This window comes from Rhodococcus sp. USK13, assembly GCF_018343855.1.
In the GTDB taxonomy this organism is placed as follows: Bacteria; Actinomycetota; Actinomycetes; order Mycobacteriales; family Mycobacteriaceae; genus Rhodococcus_F; species Rhodococcus_F oxybenzonivorans.
The window spans coordinates 5,094,581-5,121,427 of the sequence record NZ_CP069242.1 but is presented as its reverse complement, the minus strand read 5'-3'; the positions used below and the strand labels follow the sequence as shown (position 1 = coordinate 5,121,427).

General features: G+C 66.2%; 26 protein-coding genes. 14 read left to right on the top strand and 12 right to left on the bottom strand.

The features are described 5' to 3' along the window. Positions 1-50: 50 nt before the first annotated feature. Positions 51-1,034, top strand: coding sequence for an ABC transporter substrate-binding protein (locus JQT59_RS26050; RefSeq protein ID WP_249353833.1), 984 nt, complete (start codon positions 51-53; stop codon positions 1,032-1,034). On the opposite strand, the gene JQT59_RS26045 is transcribed toward JQT59_RS26050, so the two are convergent. After that, positions 1,035-3,011 carry a glycoside hydrolase family 15 protein gene (locus JQT59_RS26045; RefSeq protein WP_159921447.1) on the bottom strand — a complete coding sequence of 659 codons (1,977 nt, stop codon included), beginning with the start codon at positions 3,009-3,011 and terminating at the stop codon, positions 1,035-1,037. An 86-nt stretch (positions 3,012-3,097) separates the two neighbouring features. Here JQT59_RS26045 and JQT59_RS26040 point away from each other — a divergent pair, with 86 nt between their 5' ends. The 8 genes from JQT59_RS26040 to JQT59_RS26010 all read left to right on the top strand — a co-directional run bounded on the left by JQT59_RS26040 (position 3,098) and on the right by JQT59_RS26010 (position 10,407). Further along, positions 3,098-3,280, top strand: a complete 183-nt coding sequence (locus JQT59_RS26040) for a hypothetical protein (protein WP_284708046.1) — start codon at positions 3,098-3,100, stop codon at positions 3,278-3,280. 125 nt (positions 3,281-3,405) lie between these two features. Then, positions 3,406-3,495 (top strand): Ms4533A family Cys-rich leader peptide, encoded by a 90-nt coding sequence (locus JQT59_RS38070; RefSeq protein WP_317746273.1) that lies wholly within the window; start codon positions 3,406-3,408, stop codon positions 3,493-3,495. Positions 3,496-3,658: 163 nt separating this feature from the next. After that, positions 3,659-4,690 (top strand): sulfate ABC transporter substrate-binding protein, encoded by a 1,032-nt coding sequence (locus JQT59_RS26035; RefSeq protein ID WP_213572541.1) that lies wholly within the window; start codon positions 3,659-3,661, stop codon positions 4,688-4,690. Positions 4,691-4,697: 7 nt separating this feature from the next. Beyond that, the gene (gene cysT / locus JQT59_RS26030; RefSeq protein ID WP_213572540.1) at positions 4,698-5,585 is read left to right on the top strand and encodes a sulfate ABC transporter permease subunit CysT; all 888 of its coding nucleotides are present in this window, start codon (positions 4,698-4,700) and stop codon (positions 5,583-5,585) included. After that, positions 5,582-6,388, top strand: coding sequence for a sulfate ABC transporter permease subunit CysW (gene cysW / locus JQT59_RS26025; RefSeq protein ID WP_213572539.1), 807 nt, complete (start codon positions 5,582-5,584; stop codon positions 6,386-6,388). Before cysT ends, cysW begins: the two co-directional genes overlap by 4 nt. Next, positions 6,385-7,398, top strand: coding sequence for a sulfate/molybdate ABC transporter ATP-binding protein (locus JQT59_RS26020; protein ID WP_213572538.1), 1,014 nt, complete (start codon positions 6,385-6,387; stop codon positions 7,396-7,398). The genes cysW and JQT59_RS26020 overlap by 4 nt, the downstream gene beginning before the upstream one ends. Positions 7,399-7,470: 72 nt before the next feature. Then, positions 7,471-8,853, top strand: a complete 1,383-nt coding sequence (locus tag JQT59_RS26015) for a sulfatase family protein (RefSeq protein ID WP_213572537.1) — start codon at positions 7,471-7,473, stop codon at positions 8,851-8,853. A 63-nt stretch (positions 8,854-8,916) separates the two neighbouring features. After that, on the top strand, positions 8,917-10,407 hold the full coding sequence (locus JQT59_RS26010; protein WP_213572536.1) for a UDP-N-acetylmuramoyl-L-alanyl-D-glutamate--2,6-diaminopimelate ligase: 1,491 nt from the start codon (positions 8,917-8,919) through the stop codon (positions 10,405-10,407). Positions 10,408-10,446: 39 nt separating this feature from the next. On the opposite strand, the gene cysC is transcribed toward JQT59_RS26010, so the two are convergent. The 10 genes from cysC to JQT59_RS38450 form a co-directional block, all read right to left on the bottom strand. Beyond that, positions 10,447-12,321 carry an adenylyl-sulfate kinase gene (gene cysC / locus JQT59_RS26005; RefSeq protein WP_213572535.1) on the bottom strand — a complete coding sequence of 625 codons (1,875 nt, stop codon included), beginning with the start codon at positions 12,319-12,321 and terminating at the stop codon, positions 10,447-10,449. Further along, complete coding sequence (cysD, locus tag JQT59_RS26000; protein ID WP_213572534.1) at positions 12,321-13,271, bottom strand: sulfate adenylyltransferase subunit CysD; 951 nt, start codon at positions 13,269-13,271, stop codon at positions 12,321-12,323. Before cysD (JQT59_RS26000) ends, cysC begins: the two co-directional genes overlap by 1 nt. Next, entirely contained in the window at positions 13,268-14,071 is an 804-nt protein-coding gene (gene stf0, locus JQT59_RS25995) for a trehalose 2-sulfotransferase (protein WP_213572533.1), read from the bottom strand. Before stf0 ends, cysD (JQT59_RS26000) begins: the two co-directional genes overlap by 4 nt. 237 nt (positions 14,072-14,308) lie before the next feature. Then, positions 14,309-15,199 (bottom strand): universal stress protein, encoded by an 891-nt coding sequence (locus JQT59_RS25990; protein WP_213572532.1) that lies wholly within the window; start codon positions 15,197-15,199, stop codon positions 14,309-14,311. 112 nt (positions 15,200-15,311) lie between these two features. Further along, entirely contained in the window at positions 15,312-16,067 is a 756-nt protein-coding gene (locus JQT59_RS25985) for a sirohydrochlorin chelatase (RefSeq protein WP_213572531.1), read from the bottom strand. A gap of 5 nt (positions 16,068-16,072) precedes the next feature. Continuing rightward, complete coding sequence (locus JQT59_RS25980) at positions 16,073-17,389, bottom strand: sulfate adenylyltransferase subunit 1 (protein WP_213572530.1); 1,317 nt, start codon at positions 17,387-17,389, stop codon at positions 16,073-16,075. Between the two features lie 2 nt (positions 17,390-17,391). Further along, a complete protein-coding gene (gene cysD, locus JQT59_RS25975; protein WP_109328997.1) occupies positions 17,392-18,345 on the bottom strand; it encodes a sulfate adenylyltransferase subunit CysD in 954 nt (317 codons plus the stop codon). Continuing rightward, on the bottom strand, positions 18,342-19,079 hold the full coding sequence (locus tag JQT59_RS25970; RefSeq protein ID WP_213572529.1) for a phosphoadenylyl-sulfate reductase: 738 nt from the start codon (positions 19,077-19,079) through the stop codon (positions 18,342-18,344). Before JQT59_RS25970 ends, cysD (JQT59_RS25975) begins: the two co-directional genes overlap by 4 nt. Next, the gene (locus JQT59_RS25965; protein WP_109329001.1) at positions 19,076-20,803 is read right to left on the bottom strand and encodes a nitrite/sulfite reductase; all 1,728 of its coding nucleotides are present in this window, start codon (positions 20,801-20,803) and stop codon (positions 19,076-19,078) included. The genes JQT59_RS25970 and JQT59_RS25965 overlap by 4 nt, the downstream gene beginning before the upstream one ends. A gap of 120 nt (positions 20,804-20,923) precedes the next feature. Beyond that, positions 20,924-21,016, bottom strand: coding sequence for an Ms4527A family Cys-rich leader peptide (locus JQT59_RS38450; RefSeq protein WP_358274434.1), 93 nt, complete (start codon positions 21,014-21,016; stop codon positions 20,924-20,926). Between the two features lie 160 nt (positions 21,017-21,176). On the opposite strand from JQT59_RS38450, the gene hemW reads away from it, so the two are divergent. Next, entirely contained in the window at positions 21,177-22,385 is a 1,209-nt protein-coding gene (gene hemW, locus JQT59_RS25960; protein ID WP_213572528.1) for a radical SAM family heme chaperone HemW, read from the top strand. An 11-nt stretch (positions 22,386-22,396) separates the two neighbouring features. Here hemW and JQT59_RS25955 read toward each other — a convergent pair whose 3' ends face one another. After that, positions 22,397-22,714, bottom strand: a complete 318-nt coding sequence (locus JQT59_RS25955) for a type II toxin-antitoxin system VapB family antitoxin (protein ID WP_005261240.1) — start codon at positions 22,712-22,714, stop codon at positions 22,397-22,399. Positions 22,715-22,959: 245 nt separating this feature from the next. On the opposite strand from JQT59_RS25955, the gene hrcA reads away from it, so the two are divergent. The 4 genes from hrcA (at position 22,960) to JQT59_RS25935 (ending at position 26,802) form a co-directional block, all read left to right on the top strand. Beyond that, positions 22,960-24,003: a heat-inducible transcriptional repressor HrcA gene (gene hrcA, locus JQT59_RS25950; protein ID WP_109335011.1), complete on the top strand. Its 1,044-nt coding sequence runs from the start codon at positions 22,960-22,962 to the stop codon at positions 24,001-24,003. A gap of 89 nt (positions 24,004-24,092) precedes the next feature. Further along, the gene (dnaJ, locus tag JQT59_RS25945; protein ID WP_159921475.1) at positions 24,093-25,241 is read left to right on the top strand and encodes a molecular chaperone DnaJ; all 1,149 of its coding nucleotides are present in this window, start codon (positions 24,093-24,095) and stop codon (positions 25,239-25,241) included. Positions 25,242-25,243: 2 nt separating this feature from the next. Further along, positions 25,244-26,005, top strand: coding sequence for a 16S rRNA (uracil(1498)-N(3))-methyltransferase (locus JQT59_RS25940; RefSeq protein ID WP_109329005.1), 762 nt, complete (start codon positions 25,244-25,246; stop codon positions 26,003-26,005). Positions 26,006-26,040: 35 nt separating this feature from the next. After that, entirely contained in the window at positions 26,041-26,802 is a 762-nt protein-coding gene (locus tag JQT59_RS25935) for an alpha/beta hydrolase family protein (protein ID WP_213572527.1), read from the top strand. The last annotated feature ends 45 nt before the right edge of the window (positions 26,803-26,847 follow it).

The following is a 26,847-nucleotide window of genomic DNA, read 5'->3' as shown; positions in this document are numbered from 1 at the left end:
GTCCTCCGGTATGCCAAGGTTAGCCTTGGCTTATCGAAGAGGGGTGCGCTGTGCATGGAGGTCTGGTCATCGCGGTCGTGTTGTCGGTGATGTTCGCCGGTGTCGGCTGCAGCGTCGACGCTCGTTCCGACGAGGTAGCCGAGCGGCAGATCACGGTCGAACATCGCTTCGGCACGACGACCGTGGAGGGCACACCGACCCGGATCGTCGCGACGAGCAGCCAATGGCTCGACGCATTGCTGGAATTCGGCGTCCAGCCGGTGGGGTATCTCTCAGCTGGTCCGATGGGGGACGAGCGGGGACTTTATCCCTGGGAATCCGACGTTGCCGAGTCGGCGGTCGAACTGGACCGCGCCTCGGTGACCCAGTCGGGTGCGCCGTTGCCTGCCGAGGAAATCGCCGCCATGAATCCCGACCTGACCCTCGGTTCGTTCGCCATTACGGATCAGGACGACTTCGATCGAATCTCCGGCATCGCACCCACCGTTGCGGCGATCGGCAATGAACAGGTCGACCCGTGGGAATTGCAAGTCGAGACGCTCGGTCGACTGCTCGGTAAGGAGGGGCAGGCAGCCGAGATCGTCGCGAAGACCGACGGATTCGTGAACGGCCTGACCGAGCGCCTGCCCGGCCTCGCGGGCAAGACGGCTGTCCTCTCCCAATTCATGTTCGCCACCGATCAATTGGTTGTGGTGGCCGACCCTGACGACGGCGCGAGTACCGTCTTTCGCCGGCTGGGACTGACATTGCCGCCGGATCTCGTCGAGGAGGCGGGTGCCACGGGCGGTCGGCTGATGCTGAGCCCGGAGAGGGTCGACACCCTGGACGCCGATCTCGTCGTCATGTTGCCCAACGGCGGCACGCGCGAGGACCTGATGACACTGCCAGGGTTCGCCGAGCTCCCGTCGGTGCGCGGCGGTGGGCTCGCGGCCCAGGACTACGCGACCGTGGTGGGATTCAACACGCCGTCGAGCCGCTCGCTGGTGTATTCCCTGAACCGGATCATGCCCCAGCTCGAGGCAGTGGCCACCTGATCAGACGGTCTGATGCGCAGGTTGGAAGCCGCCCGCGGCGGCCTCTTCGGCGCGGATGACGTGAACCACTGCGTTGATCAAAGCCAGGTGGGTGAACGCCTGCGGGAAGTTGCCCAGATGTCGTCCCGACGCCGGGTCGATTTCCTCCGCGTACAACTTCAGTGGACTCGCGAAGCCCAGCAGCCGGTTGCACAAATCCTTGGCGCGGTCGAGCTCACCGATCTCGACGAGCGCCGAGACCAGCCAGAAGGAACAGATCGTGAACGTGCCCTCCTTGCCCTCGAGTCCGTCGTCGGTGGTCTCCACCTGATAGCGCAGGACCAGGCCGCCCTCGGTCAGTTCGTCGGCGATGGCGAGGACCGTGGCGCGGATACGCGGATCGTCCGCTGGAAGGAACCGCAGCAGCGGGGCAAGGAGCAGTGAGGCGTCGAGGTCGTCGCTGCCGTAGCGCTGAGTGAAGACACCGCGACGATCCACCCCGTGCTCGAGGATGTCCTCCTTGATCTCGTCGGCCAGGTCCGACCACTGCTGGGCATAACTCGCCTCACCCTGCTGCTCGGCGAGTTTGGCGCCGCGGTCGAGGGCGACCCAGCACATGATCTTCGACGAGGTGAAATGCTGTGGTTCGCCGCGCACCTCCCAGATGCCGCGGTCCGGGTGCCGCCAATGCTTGACAGCTTCCTCGACCTGACGTTTGAGCATCGGCCACAACGTTTCGGGAACTCGCTCGCGCGACTTCACGTGCAGATACACCGAGTCGAGGATCGTTCCCCAGATGTCGTGCTGGTTCTGGTTGTATGCACCGTTGCCGATGCGCACCGGCTTCGCCCCGCCGTACCCGGACAGGTGATGCAGTTCGGCCTCTTCGAGGGTCTGCTCGCCCCCGACGCCGTACATGACCTGGAGCGGATGATGGTGGCCGTCCTCGGAGGCAGAAACGTCATAGATGAACGAGAAGAAATCGTTGGCTTCACGGTCGAGCCCGAGACTGTACAGACCCCACAACGCGAAGGTCGAATCGCGAACCCACGCGTAGCGATAGTCCCAGTTGCGCTCGCCGCCAGGTGTTTCCGGCAAGGAGGTAGTGGACGCGGCCAGAAGAGCACCTGTGGGCGCATACGTCAAACCCTTCAGTGCGAGCGCACTGCGCTGGAGGTAACCGCGCCACTTGTGGTCGGGGAAACGGCCGATGGTGATCCATTCGCGCCAGCACTTCGCGGTGTGCCACATCTTCTGGGCAGCCTCGTCGAACGTCTGGGGTGCGGGCAGGTGCGACCAGGACAGCGCGACGAAGACATTGTCCCCCTCGACCATGCGGGTTCGGGCCCTTGCCTCGCGGCCCTCGAGGCCGATCTTCAGATTGGTGGTGAGCCGCAGCACCGGGTGATCACCCGGGCCGCTCGCGTTGCAGGTGGCCGTGGCCTCCTCGTACACCTTGCCCGTGTACTCCCAGTGCGCTGTGCCACGGTGATAGTCGAAGGCAGGTTCGCAGCTCATCTCGAATTCGACCGTTCCGTTGACGCACTTGACCGTTCGCAGCAGAACATGCTCGGCGTCCCAGTCGGTGGGTGTGCGCCGATGCGAACGGGAGCGTTGCTCGGTGTTGTGCCACGGGCCGAGCACCAGCGCGTCACGGACGATCAGCCACCCCGTCTCGGTTTGCCAGGTGGTCTCGACGATGAGCCCGCCCGGCAAATAGCGGCGGGCCGCCGGCACGTTCTGCCCGTACGGACCGATGCGGAAGTGGCCGGCGCTGCGGTCGAGGATCGCGCCGAAGACGCTGGGGGAGTCTGGACGTGGGATGCACATCCATTCGACGGCCCCGTTGCGGGCGATCAGGCACGTGGTTTCACAGTCCGAGAGGAACGCGTAGTCGTCGATCGGCGGAAACGTGTCGTGCCGATGGTGCCCGCCGGATGCGGTCTTACCAGGGGTCGTCGGCCCGAACGGAAGCTTCTGGTTCTCGGTGGACACCATCTGGACATCATCGACCGCCTGCGTCGCGCCGTCCACCTGTGCGGCCTCCCGGCATCGGCGGGCGATAGGGTGGTGCGGTGGAATTGATGGCGGGTTGGTGGGACGGCTTCGAGCTATGGATCGCGGGCCTTCCCTTCGTTCCTCAAGTCGCTCTCGTGCTGCTGGTCATGGTGCCGGTGTGCCGCGGCGTCGCGTGGCTGCTCGATCGAGCACTGGCCGCAGTCTTCGTCCTGCTCAGGCGGGACGTTCCCACAGTGGAGGAACCCTGATGCCGCGCTCCCGCGTCACACTCGCCCTGCTCACGCTCATCGTTCTCGTTGTCGTCGCCTGGCTGCTCACCCGATAGCTCGGTTCGATTCGAGAGGCTGGTTCAGCCTCTGCTACAGTCCACGGCGTGTCTGAAGCCGCTGTACACCAGGTCCGCCATGAATTGGCGTTGATCGCTGTCGGCATGCTTGCAGTCGCCGACATCGACTGTTGTTGATTCTCACCTCGCACCCAGCAATCGGCATTTCCCGCATCGAGCAGTTCCGCCGCCGATGGCGCATCGCTCTTTCCGTTGCGTTCCTGCAGGTGCCGATGGGCGCGTCCCACCTCTTCTCGTTTCGCACTACTTCTCTGTAAACAGTTCCCAGGAAGGTTTCTCCATGAAACGCCGTTCTCGTAGTCTTCTCACGGCCCTCGTGACACTCGGAGCTGTGGCACTGACCGCGTGCAGCGGCGGCGCGAGCGACACCGCCGGCAGCGACGCGGTGGGTGCAGACGGCAGTGCCGGCACCATCAACCTCTTCGCGTACGCGGTGCCCAAGCCCGGCTACGACAAGCTCATCCCCGCGTTCAATGCCACCGAAGAAGGCAAGAATGTCGCGTTCCAGCCGTCGTATGGCGCGTCCGGTGACCAGTCCCGCAAGGTCAAGGACGGTGCCGAGGCCGATTTCGTCAATTTCTCGGTCGAGCCCGACGTCACTCGTCTCGTCGACGCGGGACTGGTCGACAAGACGTGGAACCAGGATGCCTACAACGGAATCCCCTTCGGTTCGGTGGTCACGATCGTCGTGCGTGAGGGCAACCCGAAGAACATCCGGGACTGGGACGACCTCCTGAGCCCCGACGTCGAGGTGGTCACCCCCAACCCGTTCAGCTCCGGATCGGCGAAGTGGAATCTGCTCGCACCGTATGCCGCGAAGAGCAACGGCGGCCAGGATCCGAACGCCGGTCTCGCCTACATCACCTCGCTGGTCAACGACCACGTGAAAATTCAGCCGAAGTCGGGCCGTGAGGCGTCGGAGGCGTTCCTGCAGGGCACCGGTGACGTGCTGCTCAGCTACGAGAACGAGGCGCTGTTCATGGAGAGCAACGGTGATCCGGTCGAGCATGTGACCCCGCCGACCACCTTCAAGATCGAAAATCCGGTCGCCGTGCTGTCCAACAGCAAGCACCTCGACAAGGCCAACGCGTTCAAGGACTTCCTCTACACCCCCGAGGGCCAGAAGCTGTGGGCGGAGGCCGGGTTCCGCCCGGTCGACCCGGCCGTGGCGACGGAGTTCGCCGACAAGTTCCCCCAGCCGGCGAAGTTGTGGACCATCGCCGACCTCGGCGGCTGGTCGAAGGTCGACCCCGAGTTGTTCGCCAAGGACACCGGGTCGATCGCTGTGATCTACGACAACGCAACCAGGTAACACCGACATGAGCGACGCACCGACGACGACGACGGCGGTCGGCACCGGCACCACGGTGCCGTCCCCGCCCGATCGCCGCACCCGTAAGAAACTCGTTCAGGTCACCGGCGCGGTCGGACCGTTGGGTATCGGTGTCGCGACCCTGTGGCTGAGCATCATCGTGGTGCTTCCCCTCGCCGCCCTGACCGTGGCGTCGTTCGGTGACGGCATCGGCGGCTTCGTCGACGCCATCACCAGCCCGGTCGCGTTGGCCTCCCTCCGGGTCACCATCATGGTGTCGGTCGTGGTGGCCGTGATCAACGTGGTGATGGGCACGCTGATCGCGTGGGTGCTCGTTCGCGACGAGTTTCCGGGCAAACGGATCGTCAATGCGCTGATCGATCTCCCGTTCGCACTCCCGACGATCGTGGCCAGCATCGTCCTGCTGGCCCTCTACGGGCCGGAAAGTCCCATTCACATCTACCTCAACGCGACGCAACCCGGACTGATCGTGGCACTCGCATTCGTGACGCTGCCCTTCGTGGTGCGTTCGGTGCAGCCGGTACTCATCGAGGTGGACCGGGAAGTGGAAGAAGCTGCGGCGTCGCTCGGTGCAGACAATGTGACGATCTTCCGGCGAGTCGTCGTCCCGACCCTCATGCCTGCGATCATCAGCGGTGCAGGGCTGGCGTTCGCCCGCGCGATCGGCGAATACGGGTCGGTGGTCCTCATCGGCGGCAACATTCCGCGTGAGACCCAGATGGCGTCGCAGTACATTCAACAACAAATCGAAATCGATCGGCCTGCCGCTGCGGCGGCCGTGTCGGTGGCTCTGCTGGCCATCGCGTTCGTGACGTTGTTCGTTCTCCGGCTTCTCGCGAGTCGTGGCCAACGTCGTGAGGAGCAGGCGGAATGAAACTGTCGGGACCCACCCGCATCACTCTGCGCACCGTCGCGCTGCTCTACCTGTTCGGCCTTCTCGTCGTGCCGATCGCGGTCATTCTCTACCGAACGTTCGAGCGTGGCATCGGTGCGTTCATCGACTCCATCTCGACCCCGGCAGCAATCTCGGCGCTCAACCTGTCGTTGCTGATCGTCGCCATCGTCGTGCCGATCAACGTGGTGTTCGGAATCGTGACCGCCCTCGCTCTCGTACGGGGACGATTCCCGGGTCGTGGTCTGGTGCAAGCCGTGGTGGATCTGCCGTTCGCCGTGTCCCCGATCGTCGTGGGTGTGTCGCTGATCCTGCTGTGGGGTACCAACGGCTGGTTCGGGGGAGTGGAGTCGCTCGGGTTCAAGGTCATCTTCGGACTGCCGGGAATGGTGATCGCCACGTTGTTCGTGACGCTTCCGTTCGTGGTGCGGGAGGTGGAGCCCGTGCTGCACGAGATCGGGGAAGAACAGGAGCAGGCGGCCGCGACGCTCGGGGCAAACAAGTGGCAGACCTTCTGGTTGATCACCCTCCCCGCCATCCGGTGGGGTCTGACGTACGGGGTGATTCTCACCATCGCCCGCTCGTTGGGCGAGTTCGGCGCCGTCATCATGGTGTCGTCCGGTTTCCCCGGAGTCTCGCAGACCCTCACACTGCTGGTGCATTCGCGGTACATCGACGACCACAACACCTTCGGGGCATATTCGGCGGCCACCCTGCTGATGGGCATTGCCGTACTCAGCCTGCTTCTGATGACTCTGCTCGACCGTAAGAGGAGCACCACATGATTACCGTGACCGGCGCGCACAAGAACTACGGATCGTTCGCTGCCCTCGACGACGTGACCATCGACATCCCCTCGGGTTCGCTCACTGCGCTCCTCGGTCCGAGTGGTTCCGGCAAGTCGACACTGCTGCGCTCCATCGCCGGCCTGGAGGCACTCGACTCCGGCACGGTGGTGATCGGCGGGAAAGATGTCACGAACGTCTCGCCGCAGAAACGTGACATCGGATTCGTGTTCCAGCACTATGCGGCGTTCAAGCACATGACGGTGCGCGACAACGTCGCGTTCGGACTCAAGATCCGTAAGAGGCCGAAGCCGGAGATCGACAGGAAGGTCAACGAGCTCCTCGGAATCGTCGGGCTCGACGGGTTCCAGCACCGATACCCGGCTCAGCTTTCCGGCGGGCAGCGGCAGCGCATGGCGCTCGCCCGGGCATTGGCTGTCGATCCCCAGGTGCTGCTCCTCGACGAGCCGTTCGGTGCCCTCGACGCCAAGGTGCGGACCGACCTGCGCACCTGGCTGCGCCGGCTCCACGACGAGGTGCACGTGACCACCGTCCTCGTCACCCACGATCAGGAGGAGGCGCTCGATGTCGCCGACCGGATCGCCGTCCTCAACAAGGGCCGCATCGAGCAGATCGGTGAACCGGCAGACCTCTACGATCGTCCGGCCAACGATTTCGTGATGTCGTTCCTCGGTTCGGTGGCCAAACTCAACGGCCAGCTGGTCCGTCCTCACGACATCCGGCTCGGCCGCGACCCCGACATGGCACTTGCCCAGAAGGCGGGAACCGCGGAGTCGCTCGGGGTGACACGGGCCACTGTGGAACGGGTGGTGCATCTCGGGTTCGAGGTGCGGGTGGATTTGCGCAACGAGGCGACCGGCGAGCGTTTCTCGGCCCAGGTGACGCGGGGTGACAGCGCGGCGCTGCATCTGCAGGAGGGTGAAACTGTGTACGCGCGGGCCACGCGGGCACCGGAGCTTCCCGAGGCGGAAATCCCGGTGTCTCTATAGCCCGGTGTCTCTATAGCCCGGTGTCTCTATAGCCCGGTGTCTCTGTAATCCCGTGCCGACGAGGAGGCGATTGTGACAACTCCGGCAGTGCCCGTAACCCGCGACAACGTGCTGATCGTGCACTGGCACGATCTCGGGAGGCATCTGGGTTGTTACGGTGCGTCCGGTGTGCGAAGTCCGAACCTCGACCGGCTCGCCGCGGAGGGAGTGCGGCTGACCGACGCGCACGCGGTGGCACCCCTGTGCTCCCCGTCGCGCGGCGCACTGTTCTCGGGCCGCTACCCGCACAGCAACGGTCTCGTCGGACTCGCCCATCATGGATGGCAGTATCACGACGACGTGCAGACGTTGCCGTCTCTTCTGTCGAACGCCGGGTGGTACACGGCCCTGTTCGGCATGCAGCACGAGACGGCGTACCCGAAGCGGCTCGGCTACCACGAGTACGACGTGACGAACTCGTACTGCGACTACGTCACCGATCGTGCGTCCGGGTGGTTGTCCCGATTCCCGCCACAGCCGTTCCTGTTGACGGCTGGTTTCTTCGAGACGCACCGCCCGTACCCAGCGGACCGCTACCGGCCGGCCGACCCGGAGAGCTTCGCGGTGCCTTCGTACCTGCCGGACCGGCCGCAGGTGCGCGAAGACCTGGCCGGGTTTCACGGTTCGATCGAGGTGGCGGACGCGGCCGTTGGACGGCTGCTGCACACGCTGGAGGCCGAGGGACTCGACGACAGCACGTGGGTCGTGTTCTTCACCGACCACGGCGAAGCGTTCCCCCGGGCCAAGTCGACCCTGTATGCGCCGGGTACCGGGATCGCGACGATCATCCGCCCACCGCGCTGGTTGCGCGCGGCGCCCCGTGTCTACGACGGATTGTTCAGTGGTGTGGATCTGGTGCCCACCCTTCTCGAGATGCTCGGTGTGCCGGTGCCCGCGGAGGTGGAGGGCGTCTCCCACGCCGAACAGTTACTGGGTGCGTCGAACGACCAGGCGCGCGAGGTGGTGTTCACCGAGAAGACCTTCCACGACACGTTCGACCCGATCCGCGCTGTGCGATCGAAGCAGTACAGCTACATCGAGAACTATGCGCCCCGGCCCGTTCTCGACCTTCCGCTCGACATCCAGAACAGCTTGTCCGGTGACGCGATGGGTACCGAGCACCTCGCGCCACGTCCGAGCAGGGAGCTCTACGACCTCGCTGCCGATCCCGACGAACGCGTCAACGTCGCAGACACCGATTCCTTTGCCGGCATCCAGGCCGAGTTGTCGCTCGAGCTTCACGCGTGGCGGCGGGCCACCGGCGACGCCATTCCGAGCGATGAGGAGGGCACCGCCTACGCCCGAACTGCAATGGAGAAGTATCTCGCCAAACTGGACCGCACGCCCGATGTGCGGTCGGCGTACAGCGCGGAGCGCGGCATCCTCGACGAACCGCGGAACAACACCGACACCTGACAATGCCGGATCGAAGATCCGGTTCAGCCCTCGCACGCCCCGCGGCAGTGGTGCACTGAGAGCGTGAGCATCGACTGCCGGTCCCGTCCGCCCACACCTCTGCGCGAGGTGCTGCGCCGCCTCGGCGGGGCGGCAGTGCTCTTCGGGACCGGGGAGGAAGTCGTGACGGGTATCAGTCAGGACTCGCGTCTCGTCCGGCCGGGCGACCTCTATGCGGCGCTGCCCGGCCAGCGCTGGCACGGCGCCGCGTTCGCCGCCGAAGCCGTCTCGCGTGGTGCGGTCGCGATGCTGAGTGACCACCCGTCGGAACTCCTGCCGACCATCGTCGTGGACGATCCGCGGTGTGCTGTGGGTCCGCTCGCTTCCGTACTCTACGGAAATCCCTCCGGCGCACTCGATGTCTACGGCGTGACGGGAACGAACGGAAAGACCAGCACCGCATATCTACTCGAGGCAGGTTTGAACGGCGCCGGAATTACCGCCGGACGGATTACCGGCATCACGGTGCGGGGACGCCGCGGTTCGCGGGACGCTGTCCGGACCACTCCCGAGGCCTCCGAACTCCACCAGACTCTCGCCGCTTTCCGGGACCAGGGTGTCTCCGCGGTGGCGATGGAGGTCTCCAGCCACGGGCTCGCGCTGCATCGCGTCGACGGAACGTCGTTCGGTGTAGCCGTATTCACCAATCTTGCACGGGACCATCTCGATTTCCACAAAGATATGGCTTCCTATTTTGCCGCGAAGGCCAGGTTGTTCAGCGCCGAGCGTTGTGCGACGGCGGCAATCGGCATAGACGACGAATTCGGTCGCCGCCTTGCCGCCACTGTGTCCGTGCCCCGTCTCACCTTTTCCTTGAGGTCTGCGAAGGCAGATATTTACGGCGACGACGTGCACGCCGACGAGGGTGGAACTTCGTTCAGGTTGCACGGCCCGTGGAGGACGACCACGATTCGACTTCGGCTCCTGGGAGCCCATCAGGTGGACAACGCACTTGCCGCCGTCACGGCCCTGACTGTGCGCGGGGTCGACCTCGACGGCGCGATCGCCGGAATCGAGGGCCTCGACACCGTGCCGGGTCGTCTCGAAGCGATCGACGCCGGCCAGCCCTTCCTGGCCTTCGTCGACTACATGCACAACACGGGAGGTCAGCGGCGGTTGTTCCCGTATCTTCGCTCCCTGACCCGGGGCAAGGTCATCGTCGTCATCGGGGCGACCGGCAATCGTGATCCGGGTAAGCGTGCCCGACTGGGGACGACGGCGGCCGAGCTCGCCGACATCGTCGTCGTCACAGACGAAAGCCCGTTCTCGGAAGATGCCGAGGTGCTGCGGGACGACGTCGCACGAGCGGCGCGGAGGGTGAAGACCGCTGAGGTACTCGTCGTCCCCGAACGCGGCGAGGCCATCGCGACCGCGGTCACGCGGGCCGCACCCGGTGACGTCGTCGTCGTAGCGGGTCGCGGCTCCGACGCCGTGCAGGATTTCGGCCGGGTCCGGCGACCTTTCGATGATCGCGTCGCCCTTTACGACGCCGTACTCCGGTCCGCGCGGGCGTGAGTAGATCCGGCCTCGGGCCTCGACGGCGCCGCGCCAGCGCTACCGAACCTCGTGTCGGGCCAGTACGGCAAGGATGCGTTGTACGAGCTCGTCGAGATCGGCACCCGTGGTATCGAACGCGAGGTCCGGATCATCAGGCTCCTCATAAGGCGCGTCCACACCTGTGAGGCCACGCAGCTCGCCGGCCCGCGCACGAGCGTAGAGGCCCTTCGGGTCTCGTCGTTCGCATTCCTCTACCGGCGTGCTCACGTGAATCTCGAGGAACGGCAGTCCCGCCGCCTCGTTGAGGACCCTCGCAATGGTGCGATCCGACCGGAGTGGAGACACCATCGAGGCGATCGCGACCACCCCGGCGTCGGCGAACAATCGGGTGAGGTGTCCGACTCGCCGGATATTCTCGGCGCGGTCCCCTGGGCTGAACCCCAGATCATCGGAGATTCCGTGCCGCACATTGTCGCCGTCGAGCAGATACGCCGTTCGCCCCGCATCGACGAGCGTGCGTTCGAGTGCTACAGCCACCGTCGACTTCCCCGACGCGGGAAGCCCGGTGAGCCAGATGGTGGCGCCGCGCTGACCCGTCGCCGCCCATCGACGGCCACGGTCGAGAGAAGAAGGGTGCCAAGTGATATCGCGTCTCGTCTGCGCTCCCGGTACCACTTCCCGGGAATCGAGGACAGTGCCGGCGCCGATCGTGTCGTTACTGCTCTCGTCGATGAGGATGAATGCGCCACCATCCCGGTTTTCCGCATACGTGTCGGCGAGGACGACGGTACTGGTGCGCAGCGTTATTCGGCCGATGTCGTTGAGAGCGAGTTCGGCGGGGGAGTCGTGTTCGTCGAGAGTTTCCGGGTCCAGTCGAGTGTGCAACGCCTGCACCGTGGCGCGAACCGTGCGGGACGTGTGCTTCACGGCGATGCGATCGCCGGCACGCAAAGGGGTTTCACCGAGCCAGCACACGGTCGCATCGATCTCTCGCGCCGGCACCGGAGCCGAGGCATCGGCGTGGGCACTGACGATGAGATCGCCCCGTGCGACGTCGATGTCGTCGGCAAGTTCCAGCGACACCGACAGGGGCGCGACGGCGACGGAGCGTTCGGGGTCGAGCGTATCGAGGGCGGTCACCGTGCTTCGCGCGCCCGCGGGCAACACCACAACTTCGTCGCCGACTGTGAGAGTGCCGGCCGACAGTCGACCGGTGTAGCGCCGTCGGCGGCCTTCAGTCGGGCGCGCAACCCACTGGACGGGCAAGCGCAGCTGAGCGGTGTTCGCCGATGGGGCAGCGAGTTCCACGGATTCGAGATACTCGAGCAGAGTGGGACCTGCGTACCACGGAGTGGTGGTGGAGCGGTGCACGACGTTGTCGCCCAGTGTCGCCGACACAGGGATCACGGTGAGATCGGCCGCACCCAGATGCCCGGCAAGTATGCGTAGGTCGGACTCGACCTCCCGGAAGCGTGCCTCGTCGAAACCCACCAGGTCGATCTTGTTGACGACTGCCACCACGTGGGGCACTGCGAGCAGTTCGGCGATGCGTGCGTGCCTCCGGGTTTGGCGGAGCACTCCGGTCCGCGCATCGACCAACAACATCGCAACGTGTGCGTTGGACGTCCCGGTGAACATGTTGCGGGTATACCGCTCGTGCCCGGGCGTGTCGGCGAGTACGAAACTACGGGAGGCGGTCGAGAAGAAGCGGTATGCGACGTCGATCGTGATTCCCTGCTCCCGTTCGGCCCGTAGGCCGTCGGACAGGGCGGCCAGGTCCGCGTTTCCATTTTCGTCGGTCACCGCGTCGAGGTGATCGATGGGCAGGCTTCCGGTGTCGTGAAGGAGCCGGCCGATCAGCGTGCTCTTTCCGTCGTCGACACTGCCTGCGGTCGCGAGTCTCAGCAGTTGGCGCGGTGCGGTGATGGTCATCAGAAATAGCCCTCGCGCTTCCGGTCTTCCATTGCTGCAGCCGACGTTCGGTCGTCGGCTCGGGTCTGGCCGCGTTCGGAGACGGTGGCGGCCATGATCTCGTCGATAACCCCCGCGACGTCGTCGGCCTCGGAGAGGACGGCACCCGTGATGGTGAGGTCGCCGACCGTCCGATATCGGACCCGGAGTTCCTGCACCACCTCGCCGGGCGCGGGCTGCGTGTGTTCGGACACGGCCAGAAGGATCCCGTCACGCTCGAACACCGTGCGGTGGTGTGCGAAATAGATCGACGGCAGCTCGAGATTCTCGAGTTCGATGTACCGCCAGATGTCGACTTCCGTCCAATTGCTCAACGGAAACACGCGCACCTGTTCGCCCCGGCGAATTCTCCCGTTGTAGAGCGACCACGGCTCGGGGCGCTGCGCACGCGGATCCCATTGGCCGAACTCGTCGCGGAAACTGAGCACTCGCTCCTTCGCGCGGGCGCGTTCCTCGTCCCGCCGGGCGCCACCGAACGCGGCGTCGAATCGGTGCTGTTCCAACGCGTCGAGCAACGTGCGCGTTTGCAGCCGGTTCCGTGACCCGCTCGGACCGCCCGCCTCGGTGACCCGGCCACGATCGATCGATTCCTGCACGGACGCGACGAGGAGCGAGTGCCCGCCCTCGGCGAGCCGCCGGTCCCGGAACTCGAGTACTTCCGGGAAGTTGTGACCGGTGTCCACGTGGAGCACGGGAAATGGAACAGGCGACGGACGAAATGCTTTCTCCGCGAGGCGAAGCAGAACGATCGAGTCCTTGCCGGCCGAGAAGAGCAGTACCGGCCGTTCCAGTTCGGCCACGACCTCGCGAATGATGTGCACAGCCTCGGCCTCGAGTGCGCGGAGTTCCTCGACCGCGGCGACTGTGGATTCCGCAGATCTGGAATCCGCAACGATAGAACCGTGGGTCATACCGGGTACCCCTTCGCCGTTGCTTCGACGCGATAGCGTTCTGCCCATTCGCGGGAGCGGCCGTCGCTCTGGCGTTTCAGTGGCGGCGGCGGTGCCAAGTCCGGATCCAATCCCAGCGCAAGAAGAACCTTGGCAGTGGTGGCCTGCGGATCGGCCACCAGATCGGTGAAGCTGACCTCGAGAGGAGACAGGTTTTCCGCCGCAAACCAGTCGCGCCAGGCGCGCTCCTGGTCACGCAAGTTCCGCGCAAGGTGGGCGATGCCCTCGGCGTTGTACTCGGCGCCGTCGTTCGGTGCCGGCGGAGTCGCGTCGTCGCGCCAGACCTGGGTCTGGACGGCCCGCCACATCGACACCGCCTGATCGACGACATCGGGCCGGTACACGTGAATGAAAGTGATGTCCGTGCCGAGAACGTCGTCGAGGGCGGACCGGAGATCGGCCCCGGAACGGTGGGGTAACCCCGCCGCGCGATCGAGCAGCAGGGACACCTGGTTCCACATGAGCTTTCCGCCCCACACCCCGTTGGGGGTGCGCCCGAGGCTGAGTAGTTGATCGCGCCACTGCTCGGCCGTGCGGGTGTCCTCGACCCCCGGTTCCAGCGGCGCGAGGAGTGAGAGCACCGCTTCGTCGGTGACACCCCCGAACCACTGCCGCGGTTGCGGTGACCGGCTGGTGGACGGCAAATACTGGAAAAACTCTTCAGGATTGCCAGCCACCGTGGTGGCGCGAAGTGACTCGACGAGCAAAGTGCTGCCACTACGCTGCGACGCGCAGACAAGGTACGACTGGGGCTCCGGCATGCCGGAAACTATAAACGCGAAATGGGGTGTCGCAATCGGTGGCGCATTTGATTTTGCGTGATGAAAACACTTGCCTTTTCTGCACGCTGTGGATGGTGTGTTGTGACACTGCTGTCAACCAAAAAGACGCAGTTCAGGAGCATTTCGGATTGCTGGATGCGACGCCGGATTCCGGCACAAGATTGGTTCTGTACTACGTCGATATTAATCAGCCTGATCGCAATTGCCTGCGTCCGCTCAGCCTTTACGGCAGACCAGCACCGGGCACCGTGCGTGGTGGATCAGGCTCTGACTGGTGGAGCCGATGAACGACGCGGTGAAGGGGCTGCGCCCGTGACTGCCGACGGCAATCAACTGCGCCCCGAACGAGTACTCGAGGAGTACTTTCATCGGCCCGCCCCGCTCGAGGCACCGCGTGACCTCCACGTCGGGGTACTGCTCGCACCATCCGGCAAGGCTCTCGGCGAGCCAGGCCTCCTCGTGCTGAACGAGGTCGGTCCAGTCCATGAATCGCCGCGCCTCCGAGTACCACGCCCCGAACGTGGAGTGCTCCGCCCAGGTGTGCACGGCGACCAGTGGGGCGCCGAAGAAGGACGCGAATTCGAAGGCGTGGGACACCGCCATGTCGCTCAGTTCACTGCCGTCCACACCCACCACGATCGGGCGATTGCCGCTGACCTCGTGGCCCTGGATCCCACGCCACACAACGACCGGGCATTCGGCGTGGTTCGACACCCGCACCACGTCGGAACCGGCATACACCGATTTCATTTCACTGGTGGCCGCAGGCCCGAGGACGATCATCCGCGCGGTACGGGACAGATCGATCAACACGCGTGCCGGGGGTCCGTCGACGATGCTCCGCTCGATCTCCATGTCAGCACGACCATCACGCAACGCGCGTTCCGCTGCCGCGAGGAGCGCCTCTGCCTCGGCGCGGAAGTCGTGCCGGGGCTCCCCCGCGGGCGCCCGGCCGCGTGACTCGGGATGCTTGGGCAGCACGTGGACCAGGCGCAGCGGCTCCTCGAAGCGCTCCGCTGCGGAGGCGGCCCACTGCGCCGCCTCCACTGAGCCGTCCGATCCGTCGATGCCCGCCACGATTCCGTGCCGGATGATCTCAGTAGCCATGGTGGACTCCCTCGCCTCTGTTTCAGTTTGATCCAGAACGACGGCGGTGCGCCAGAGGCGAATGAATGTGTCGCGAGGGGTTGAACCCGCTTTCGTGCCGGCCGGCGGGTGCTCAGGCGGACAAGACAGTGCACGTCCGCGACTCGGTGCGCGTGTCCGCATACCGATCGAGCATGACGTCGAGCAGCCGGGAGTGCGGTCCGATGGTGGCGGAGTAGGTGATGTCGCCTGCGCAGGACTCGGCTGCACGGCTCAGCCGGTCGGTGAGCAGTCCGGGGGCGAGGAACCACGGCGCGATCACGATGCGTGACGCGCCTGACGCGTGAAGATGCGCAATCGCCTGCTGCACCGTCGGTTCGGTTGAAGTGGCGAAACAGGTGACAGCGCCGGACCACCGGGTGCCGGCGAGAAGTGCGTCGGCCAGCCTCCGGGTTCGGTCGTTCGCTGCCGGGTCCGAGGAGCCGACCGCGGCGAGGACCACCCCGAGACCGGACTCGTCGGTGGAGCCGCCGGCCTCGACGATCCGGTCACGGACGGCGTCGAGGAGCCGGGGATCATGCCCGAGTACGTCGGCTTGACGGACCTCGAGCCGGGGGTGCCGTCGCCGGGCGGCATCGAGAAGTGCGGGTAGGTCGACCCGGGCGTGGAAGGCAGCGCCCAGCAACATCGGCACGACCACCGCCGAGTCATGACCCTCCGCGGCCACCGCATCGATCACCTGATCGACCGACGGCGCAGTGAGGTCGAGGAAGCACAGGCGGACATCGAGGTCCGGACGTCTCTCGCGCAGCGCCGACACGGCAGCCGCCACCACCCGCGCGCTGCGGGGGTCGCGACTGCCGTGTGCGACAGCGATCAGCGGCGCCACTGCACTCAGACGCGCTCGCCGAGCTCCACCGAGGCGATGGCGTCTCCGACGAGGCCTGCGGCGAGCGTGTTGCCGCCGGCCGGGTCGATCAGCAGGAAGCTGCCGGTGTGGCGGTTCACAGTGTAGTCGTCCGCGACGATCGGTTCGGCGACACGCACCGAGATCTTCCCGATCTCGTTGAGCTCCAACGACTCCGGGCTTGGCTCGGAGGTGAGTTCCTGCTCGTTGAGACGCTCGACCAGGGTGCCGACGATAGCCTGGGTGGTGCGGGTGCCGTGCTTGAGGAGCAGGCGCGCCCCGGGACGCAGCGGCTTCTCGGCCAACCAGCACACGGTGGCATCGAACTCACCGAGCGGTTCCGGCGCATCTGCAGGCGAGGCGATGACGTCGCCACGCGAGACGTCGACGTCGTCGGCGAGAACCAGGGTGACGCTTCGGCCTGCGTGTGCGCTGTCGAGTTCACCGTCCGCGGTATCGATCCGGGTCACCGTGGTGCGCACACCGGACGGCAGGATCACCACTTCGTCCCCGGGCTCCACCGCACCTGCCGCGACCTGCCCGGCGTATCCGCGGTAATCCGGGAATTCGGGGGTGCGGGGTCGGATCACGTACTGGACCGGGAAGCGGAGGCCGACCCGGTGCGGTTCGGCGTCCACCGGCACGGACTCGAGGTGCTCGATCAGGGTGGGACCGTCGTAGTACGGCGTGTTGTCCGATCGGACCGCGACGTTGTCGCCGTGCAGTGCTGACACGGGGATCTCGAGGACGTCCTCGGACGCCCAGCCGAGTGAACTGGTGAGCGAGTTGAACTCGGCCGAGATCTCGGCGAACACACTGGCCGGATCCTCGACGAGGTCGATCTTGTTGACCGCCAGCACCAGCTTGGGAACCCCGAGCAGAGCCAGAACTGCAGCGTGCTTACGGGTCTGCGAGATCACACCCTTACGGGCGTCGACCAGCAGAATCACCAGCTGCGCGGTGGACGCGCCCGACACGGTGTTGCGGGTGTACTGCACATGCCCGGGGGTGTCGGCCAGCACGAAGGACCGGCGTGGGGTGGCGAAGTACCGGTAGGCGACGTCGATGGTGATGCCCTGCTCGCGTTCGGCGCGCAGACCATCCACCAGCAGCGACAGGTCGGGGGTGGACAGACCCTTGTCGACCGACGCCCGGGTGACGGCATCGATCTGGTCGGCGAGTACCGACTTCGTGTCGTACAACAGTCGGCCCACGAGAGTGGACTTGCCGTCGTCCACACTGCCGGCGGTGGCAAGCCGAAGTAACTGGGTGCTTCGGGGGCTACCCACGTGGAGGTCGCTCATGATCAGAAGTAGCCCTCTCGCTTGCGGTCTTCCATGGCCGCTTCGGAAACTCGGTCGTCGCCGCGTGTCGCGCCGCGCTCGGTCAATCGGGATGCCGCGACCTCGGCGAGGATCGCCTCGTTGTCGGCGGCGTCGGAAAGGACTGCGCCGGTGGTCGATCCATCACCGACAGTGCGGTATCGCACCGACAAGGTCTGCAGTTCCTCGCCTTCGGTCGGACCGCCCCACACGCCCGGGGTCATCCACATGCCGTCGCGCTGGTACACCGCACGCTGGTGGGCGTAGTAGATGCTGGCGAGTTCGACGTTGTCGCGGGCGATGTAACGCCAGATGTCGAGTTCCGTGAAGTTGCTGAGCGGGAACACGCGGACCTGCTCACCGGGGGAGTGTTTGCCGTTGTACAGGTTCCACAGTTCGGGGCGCTGCTTCTTCGGGTCCCACTGGCCGAACGCGTTGCGCAGCGAGAAGATGCGCTCCTTGGCCCGGGCGCGTTCTTCGTCGCGGCGAGCGCCACCGAAGACGGCGTCGAAACGGTTCTCGGCAATCGCGTCGAGCAACGGCACAGTCTGAAGGGGGTTGCGGATCCCGTCGGGACGTTCGGTGAGGCGACCGTCGGCCAGGTAGTCCTCGACCTTCGCGACGTGCAGGCGCAGGTTGTACTTCGAGACCACATGGTCGCGGAAGTCCAGCACCTCCTGCAGGTTGTGGCCGGTGTCGACGTGCAGCAGGGCGAAGGGCAGCGGTGCGGGCCAGAACGCCTTGATGGCCAGATGCAGCAGCACCGTCGAGTCCTTGCCACCCGAGAAGAGGATGACCGGGCGTTCGAACTCGCCGGCGACCTCACGGAAGATGTGGATCGCTTCCGACTCGAGTGCGTCGAGTGTGTCGAACTGAGTGCCGTTCAACTGCGGGCGAACGCCCGTGTCGGCAACGGAGGTGGAGAAATCGATGCTCATGAGGCGTGCAACCCGCATTCTGTCTTGGCCTTACCGGCCCAGCGGCCGCTGCGCGGATCGCTGCCGGGGGCTGGCTTGCTGGTGCACGGAGCGCACCCGATGGACGGATAACCTTCGTCGACAAGCGGATTCACGAGAATCGAGTGCTCGTCGATGTAGGCCTGCATGTCTTCGTCGGACCACGCGGCGATCGGGTTGATCTTCACCAGACCGAACGCCTCGTCGAACGAGATCAGCGGCGCGTTGGCCCGCGTGGGGGCCTCGACCCGCCGGATACCGGTGACCCAGGCCTTGTAACCGGCGAGAGTCTTCTTCAGCGGCGCGACCTTGCGTAGTGCGCAGCACCGGTTGGGCTCACGGGCGAACAGATCCTTGCCCTCCGCCACGTCCTGCTCGGCCACGCTGGCCTCGGCGCGGGCGTTGATGATGTTGACCCCGTACACCTGCTCCACGGCGTCGCGGGTGCCGATGGTCTCCGCGAAGTGATAGCCGGTGTCGAGGAACAACACGTCCACGCCGGGGTGAACCTGGGCGGCGAGGTGGACCAGAACACCGTCCTGCATGTTCGACGCGACGATGTAGCTGTTCCGATAGCCCGTCGCGTCGCTCGCACCGTCCCCGAACGTCTCTTCGGTCCACTGCAGCAGCTCCTGCGCGGTGGCACCTTCGAGGCTTGCTGCTCCGCGCTCGGCAAGGAGCCGGAGATCGTCGTGTGTGGCTGTGGCGAGATTCATCGTAAGTCTCCTTCGTCAGCTCGAACGACCCATTCCGCGAAGCGCTCACCTTCGTTGCGATGCTTCACGAACTGGCGGACGACGCGATCGATGTAGTCACCGAGTTCGGTGCTGGTGACCTTGTGCTGCCGGAGCTTCCGGCCGAAAGCTGCATCGAAACCGAGGCTGCCGCCGAGGTGGACTTGGAAGCCCTCCACCTGGTTGCCTTCGCCGTCGTCGACGAGCATTCCCTTGAATCCGATGTCGGCGACCTGGGAGCGGGCGCACGAGTTGGGGCAGCCGTTGATGTTGATCGTGATCGGCACATCGAGCTGCGCGTTGATGTCGGCCAGCCGCTGCTCGAGTTCGGGAACCAGCACCTGCGAGCGCTTGCGCGTCTCCGCGAACGACAGCTTGCAGAACTCGATGCCCGAGCAGGCCATCAGGTTCTTGCGCCAGTGCGACGGACGAGCGGGCAGACCCACCTCGTCCAGGTCGGCGATCAGCTGGTCGAGCTTGTCGTCGGCGACGTCGAGGATGATCAGCTTCTGGTAGGGCGTGAAGCGGATCTTGTCGCTGCCGGCGCGTTCGGCAGCGTCGGCGACCTTCGCGAGAATAGTGCCCGACACACGGCCGGCGATGGGCGCGACGCCGACGGCATTGAGGCCGTTGCGGGTCTTCTGCACGCCGACGTGATCGATGGGACGCAGCGGCTTCTCCGGCGCCGGGCCGTCGATCAGCTTGCGCTTCAGGTACTCGGTCTCGAGTACCTCACGGAACTTCTCGATACCCCAGTCCTTCACGAGGAACTTGAGGCGGGCCTTGGCGCGCAGCCGGCGGTAGCCGTAGTCACGGAAGATCGAGACGACGGCTTCCCAGACGTCGGCGACCTCGTCGAGCGGCACCCACACGCCGACGCGCTGCGCGAGCATGGGGTTGGTGGACAGTCCGCCGCCGACCCAGAGGTCGAGGCCGGGACCGTGCTCCGGATGGTTGACACCGATGAACGCGACATCGTTGATCTCGTGGACCACGTCCTGCTGACCCGAGATGGCGGTCTTGAACTTGCGCGGCAGGTTGGAGTACTCGGGCTTGCCGATGTAGCGGCGGACGATCTCGTCGATCGCGGGCGTCGGATCGAGGACCTCGGTCAGCGACTCACCGGCGAGGGGCGAACCCAGCACCACGCGCGGGCAGTCGCCGCACGCTTCGGTGGTCTTGAGACCGACACCTTCGAGGCGCTTCCAGATCTCCGGGACGTTCTCGACCTCGATCCAGTGGTACTGGACGTTCTCGCGGTCCGAGAGGTCGGCAGTGTCGCGAGCGAACTCCGTGGAGATACCGGCGATGGTGCGGAGCTGTTCGACGTTGAGTGCGCCGGCGTCGCACCGCACCCGCATCATGAAGTACCGGGCCTCGAGCAGGTCGATGTTCTCGTCACCGGTGAAGGTGCCGTCGTAACCCTGCTCGCGCTGGGTGTAAAGACCCCACCAGCGCATGCGGCCACGCAGGTCGCTCTTGTCGATGCTGTCGAAACCTTGCTTCGAGTAGATGTTCTCGATGCGCGCTCGGACGTTGAGCGGGTTGTCGTCCTTCTTCGCCTGCTCGTTGGCGTTGAGCGGCTCGCGGTAGCCGAGGGCCCACTGTCCCTCGGCCCGTCGGCGGGTCGGCTTCGCCGTGCGGGTGCGAGTGGGCGCGGGAGCTGCGTCGGTGGCAGCGGGGGAGGCGTCGGTGGTCGACGTCATGGAGCACTCCTGTGTCTCACGGTGCACCGGCTGAGGCCGAGGAGGAACGCTGTTCCTCGCTCGGGGCGTACGAATCCGGCCGGAAGTCGAGAAGAATGATGAACGGGCTGACAGGCTGGTTTACTGCGCGCAGCAGGGCAGACAACAACAGCTGCAGACACGCTTGAGATCGACGTGGCGACGTGCCACCAGTCGCACTCCGGGTCCGGTCATGCGGTCCATTGTGCCACGTCAGATCGCTGACTCCGAGCCGGGGACCGATTTCCACCATTTTTGCGGGAAATATCACGCTTGGGTGCATTTCTTCCGGTCGGTCGGGCGGTGGCCACGTCCCGTGGAATCGCCGCAACGCAACACCGTGGACACTGGAGGAGTGAGCGGAACCAGTACGACCCCCGGCAGTCTGCGCGAGGCGGGCCCATTCGTGCTGCCGGAACGGTCTCTCTCCGGCGTGGGGAGTCGTCCGTTCGGCATCTACATCCACGTTCCGTTCTGCGCCACACGCTGCGGTTACTGCGATTTCAACACCTACACGGCCGGTGAACTCGGCACCTCTGCGTCCCCGCAGTCGTGGATGGAGGGATTGCGCCGCGAACTCGACGCGGCAGCGGAGCTGACCGGGGCGCCGGCCGTCGACACGGTGTTCGTCGGCGGCGGTACCCCTTCACTGCTGGGCGGTGACGGTCTGGCCGACGTCCTCGGCGCCGTCCGCGCGAGCTTCGGGCTGGCCGATGGCGCCGAGGTCACGACGGAATCGAACCCCGAGTCGACATCGCCGGCGTTCTTCGACCGGCTCCGCGCAGGCGGATACACCCGTGTCTCGCTGGGCATGCAGTCCGCGGCCCAGCACGTCCTGAAAGTGCTCGATCGGACGCACACTCCCGGTCGGGCGGTCGCCGCCGCCCTCGAAGCGCGGGCCGCCGGGTTCGAGCACGTCAACCTCGACCTCATCTACGGCACACCGGGCGAACGCGACGAGGACCTCGACCTCTCGCTGGATGCGGTGCTCTCGGCGGGGGTCGACCACGTCTCGGCCTATGCGCTGATCGTCGAGGACGGTACCGCGCTGGCCAGGAAAGTCCGTCGCGGTGAACTGCCGGCACCGGACGACGACGTGCTGGCATCGCGCTACGAACGGATCGACGCCCGCCTCGCCGACGCCGGCCTGACCTGGTACGAGGTGTCGAACTGGGCTGTGAGCGGAGCGGAATGCCGGCACAACCTCGGGTACTGGGACGGTGGTGACTGGTGGGGAGCCGGCCCGGGCGCCCACAGTCACGTCGGGGGCGTGCGCTGGTGGAATGTCAAACACCCGGCCCGCTATGCCGAGCAGCTCGCGGCCGGATCGCTACCGGTCGGCGGAAGTGAACACCTCACCGACGACGATCGCCACCTCGAACGGGTGATGCTGACCGCACGGTTGCGGACGGGCCTGCCGGTAGCCGAGCTCGACGCCGGGGAACGCCGCTCCGCCGATGCGGTAGTGAAGGACGGGCTTCTGCTGCGAGACGGCGATCACCTGGTGCTGACCGATCGGGGACGGCTCCTCGCCGATGCCGTTGTCAGGACCGTTCTCCGGTAGCCGGACCACGATCAGGCGGTCACGATGCCGGGCATCTCGTCGTAGTCGAACACCCGCGCGTGCAGCACCACCCGGTTTCGCAGGGCCGACCGCACCGCCCGGTGTAGTCCGTCCTCGAGGTACAGCACCCCATGCCACTGCACGGCGTGCGGAAAGAGGTCGCCGTAGAACGTCGAATCCTCGGACAGCAGCCGGTCGAGTTCCAGAACCTTGGTCGTGGTGACGATTTCGTCGAGTCGAACCTGCCGCGGCGGGATCTTGGACCAGTCGCGCAGCGACAAACCGTGGTCCGGGTAGGGCTTGCCGTCCATGACACCTTTGAAAATCATCGCCTCGTCATCCGCCCGTAGTCGTGCCGTGCGCTCATCGACGCCCGAATATCCAGCTGGTCACCGATGCGCGACTTCCGGTCACCACAGTAAGGCCTCGGCGGGTGCGGGCGTCCGGACGATTAGACTGGATCGAGCCGCGATGCACGTGCCTACGCACGGAGCTCAGGGGACGTGAGGGCCTCACCGAACCCGGTTCGGTGAGGGCCGTATTCGTGATGATCGAGAACTGGAGGTGGATGGCGGTGTCGAGTACTGACGACAGACGTTTCGAGGTTCTACGCGCGATCGTCGCCGACTACGTCTCCACACAGGAGCCCGTGGGGTCCAAAGCGCTGGTCGAGCGGCACAACCTGGGGGTTTCCAGCGCCACCGTGCGCAATGACATGGCCTTCCTCGAGAACGAGGGATACATCGCCCAGCCGCACACGAGTTCCGGTCGCGTGCCCACGGACAAGGGTTACCGGCAGTTTGTGGACCGCATCGCCGAAGTGAAGCCACTGTCGACCGCGGAACGGCGCGCCATCCTGGAATTCCTCGAGTCGGGTGTCGACCTGGACGACGTGCTCCGGCGGGGCGTGCGGCTCCTCGCGCAACTGACGCGGCAGGTCGCGGTTGTGCAATATCCCACACTTTCGGCGTCGAGCGTTCGTCATCTCGAGGTGGTCGCCTTGACACCCGCCCGGCTGCTGCTGGTGTTGATCACCGACTCCGGCCGCGTCGATCAACGCATCGTCGAACTCGGTGACGTCCTCGACGACGAAGACCTCGCACGACTGCGCAGGCTCCTCGGCGGCGCTCTCGAAGGCAAGCGGCTGGCGGCGGCGTCGATCGCCGTGTCGGAACTCGCCGAAGAGGCTCCCGAAGACCTCCGCGACGCGGTGGTCCGTTCGGCCACCGTGCTCGTGGAAACGCTCGTCGAACACCCCGAGGAGCGGCTGGTGCTCGGCGGCACGGCGAACCTCACCCGCAATGCCGCCGATTTCACCGGTATCAGCGGGCTGCCCGGTTCGTTGCGGGCCGTCCTCGAGGCGCTCGAGGAGCAGGTGGTGGTCCTGAAACTGCTGGCCGCCACCCAGGATGCCGGCACCGTCACCGTGCGGATCGGCGAAGAAACACAGGTGGAGCAGATGCGCGGCACCTCGGTCATTTCCACCGGCTACGGCGCCGCCGGCACCGTGCTCGGCGGCATGGGAGTGCTCGGACCCACCCGAATGGACTATCCGGGAACAATCGCGTCGGTGGCAGCCGTTGCCAGATACATCGGCCAGGTACTCGCCGAGCGGTAACCGCCGGACCCATGAGCTCGACGGGAGCCGGGGACGCGAAGACGGATCAATAGCGAGATGACGAAGTAGAGAAGGACGAGAGACTCAACGTGGCACGGGATTACTACGCAACGCTCGGCGTCGACCAGAAGGCGACCGACCAGGAGCTCAAGCGCGCCTACCGCAAGCTTGCGAGGGAACTGCATCCCGACGTGAACCCCGACGAGTCGGCGCAGGCTCGGTTCCGGGAGATCTCGACGGCCTACGAGGTGCTGTCCGACCCGGAGAAGCGGCGCATCGTCGATCTCGGTGGCGACCCGCTGTCCTCCGGTGGTGGTGCGGGTGCCGGCTTCGGTGGCGGTTTCGGTGGCGGCCTCGGCGACGTGTTCGAAGCGTTCTTCGGTGGCGGAGGTGGCGCGGGACGCGGTCCCCGCGGCCGGGTGCAACCCGGAGCGGACTCCCTCCTGCGCACCCGTCTGACGCTGGCCGAATGCGCGACCGGCGTGAGCAAGCAGGTCGCGGTCGAGACGGCGATCCTGTGCGACAGCTGCACCGGCTCCGGCACCAACGGAAACTCCAAGCCCGTGCGCTGTGAGACGTGTGGCGGTGCCGGTGAAGTGCAGTCGGTCCAGCGTTCGTTCCTCGGTCAGGTGATGACCTCCCGTCCGTGTCCGACGTGCCGCGGCGCGGGCGAAACCATTCCGGATCCCTGCCACAAGTGCGGCGGCGACGGCCGCGTGCGCGCCCGCCGCGACATCACCGTCAAGGTCCCTGCCGGCGTCGCCGGAGGTATGCGGATCCGGCTCGCCGCGCAGGGCGAGGTCGGCCCCGGCGGTGGTCCGGCCGGTGACCTGTACGTCGAGGTCGTCGAGCAGGCACACGAAGTATTCGTCCGCGACGGCGAAGATCTGCACTGCACCGTCCGGGTGCCGATGGTCGACGCCGCGCTCGGAACCACGGTCACCATCGACACCATCATCGACGGCCCCAAGGACATCGTCATCGAACCCGGCACCCAGCCCGGGTCGGTGACGGTCCTGCGCGGACACGGCATGCCGAAGCTGCGCTCCGGTGTACGCGGCGACGTGCACGCGCACCTCGAGGTCGTCGTCCCCTCGCGCCTCGACCACAAGGAAGCCAAGCTTCTCCGCGAGCTGCGCGATCTGCGTGACCGGGACGTCGCCGAGGTCGTCTCCACCCAGTCGCAACACAGCGGTGGGCTGTTCTCCCGCCTGCGCGAAGCATTCAGCGGCCGCTGACGGTGGCGGCCACCGTCTTCTTCCTCGACCCCCTGCCCGAGGTCGGGCAGACCGCGGTGCTCGACGGCCCCGAGGGCAGGCACGCGGCCACTGTGCGCCGAATCGGTGTCGGTGAGCGGATCGTCCTCGCCGACGGGCGCGGCGGCCTCGCTGACACCGAAGTCACCGCAGCCGGAAAGGACCGGCTCGAACTCACCGTCCACGAGCGTCGTCAGGTATCTGCAGCGTCGCCCACGGTCACGGTGATCCAGGCACTGCCGAAGGCGGACCGCTCGGAGCTGGCCGTCGAACTCGCCACCGAGGCCGGTGTCGATGCGATCATTCCCTGGCAGTCGTCGCGGTGCGTGGCCAAGTGGGAGGGTCCCAAGGTGGCGAAGGGCGTCGCCCGCTGGCGTAGCGCTGCACTGGCCGCCGCCAAGCAGTCGCGGCGGGCGATCGTGCCCGAGGTGTCGGAGCTGCACCGCACCGCCGGAATGCTCGCCGTCGTGCGTGAGGTGGTCGGCCGCGGCGGAGTCGTCGCGGTCCTGCACGAAGCGGCCACACAGGGTCTCGCCGAACTGCCACTGCGTTCGGCCGCAGAGATTGTGCTCGTCGTCGGACCCGAGGGCGGCCTCGCCGACGACGAGGTCGCCTCGTTGACGGAGGCGGGCGCCGTCCCCGTACTGCTGGGACCGCACGTCTTGCGAACCTCCACGGCGGCCGCGGTCGCCCTCGGGGCCCTCGGCGTGCTCACGGACCGCTGGGGCGCCGCCCCCATCGCCTGACGCTGCATCTTCGTCGGCGATTAATCTGACTGCCCGTGGACCGCATTCGTATCGCCTACGGCACCGAACCGCAGCAATTCGGGCACTTCTACGCCCCCGAGGAGCCGGTCGAGGGTCCCGTCCCCGTGGTGATGGTCGTGCACGGCGGGTTCTGGAGCGGCAAGTACCACCTCAACCTGGGAACGAGCTTCTCGGTCGATCTGGCGCGGCACGGAGTCGCGGTCTGGAACATCGAGTACCGCAGGTTGGGTGCGGGTGGGACGTGGGACGAGATGTCCGTCGACGTCGTCGCCGCGCTGGAGGCAATCGCCGGTCCCGTCGCCGAGCAGTCGCCGGTGGCCTTCGACTTGTCTCGCGTTCGGGTGGTCGGGCACTCGGCCGGGGGACAGCTGGCCGTGTGGCTCGCAGGCCAATCGCACACCGCGGTGCGGCCCGACATGGTGGTGGCACAGGCCGGGGCGCTCGACCTGGCGTCGGCGGGGGAGCGCGGGCGGCGTATCGGGTACATCGAGGACCTTCTCGGCGTTCCCTTCGGCGATGATCCCGAGCGCTACCGCTCGGCGTCTCCTTACCACCGGATTCCGATCGGCATACCGGTCGTCTGCGTGCACGGCACGGAGGACGTGCAAGTGCCTGCGAAGGTGAGTGTGCGGTACAGCGAGGCCGCGCGGGCGGCCGGTGACCCGATCGCGCTGCATGTCGTCGAGGGTGAAGACCACTACGCCTTCCTGAATCCCGAGACCGACTGTTGGAAGATCTCGCGGCATGCGCTGTTGGCCGGTCCGGCCGACCGGTGACGTTTCCCGCCGCTGTCGCCGATCACGCCGGTGTTGTCGCGTAAT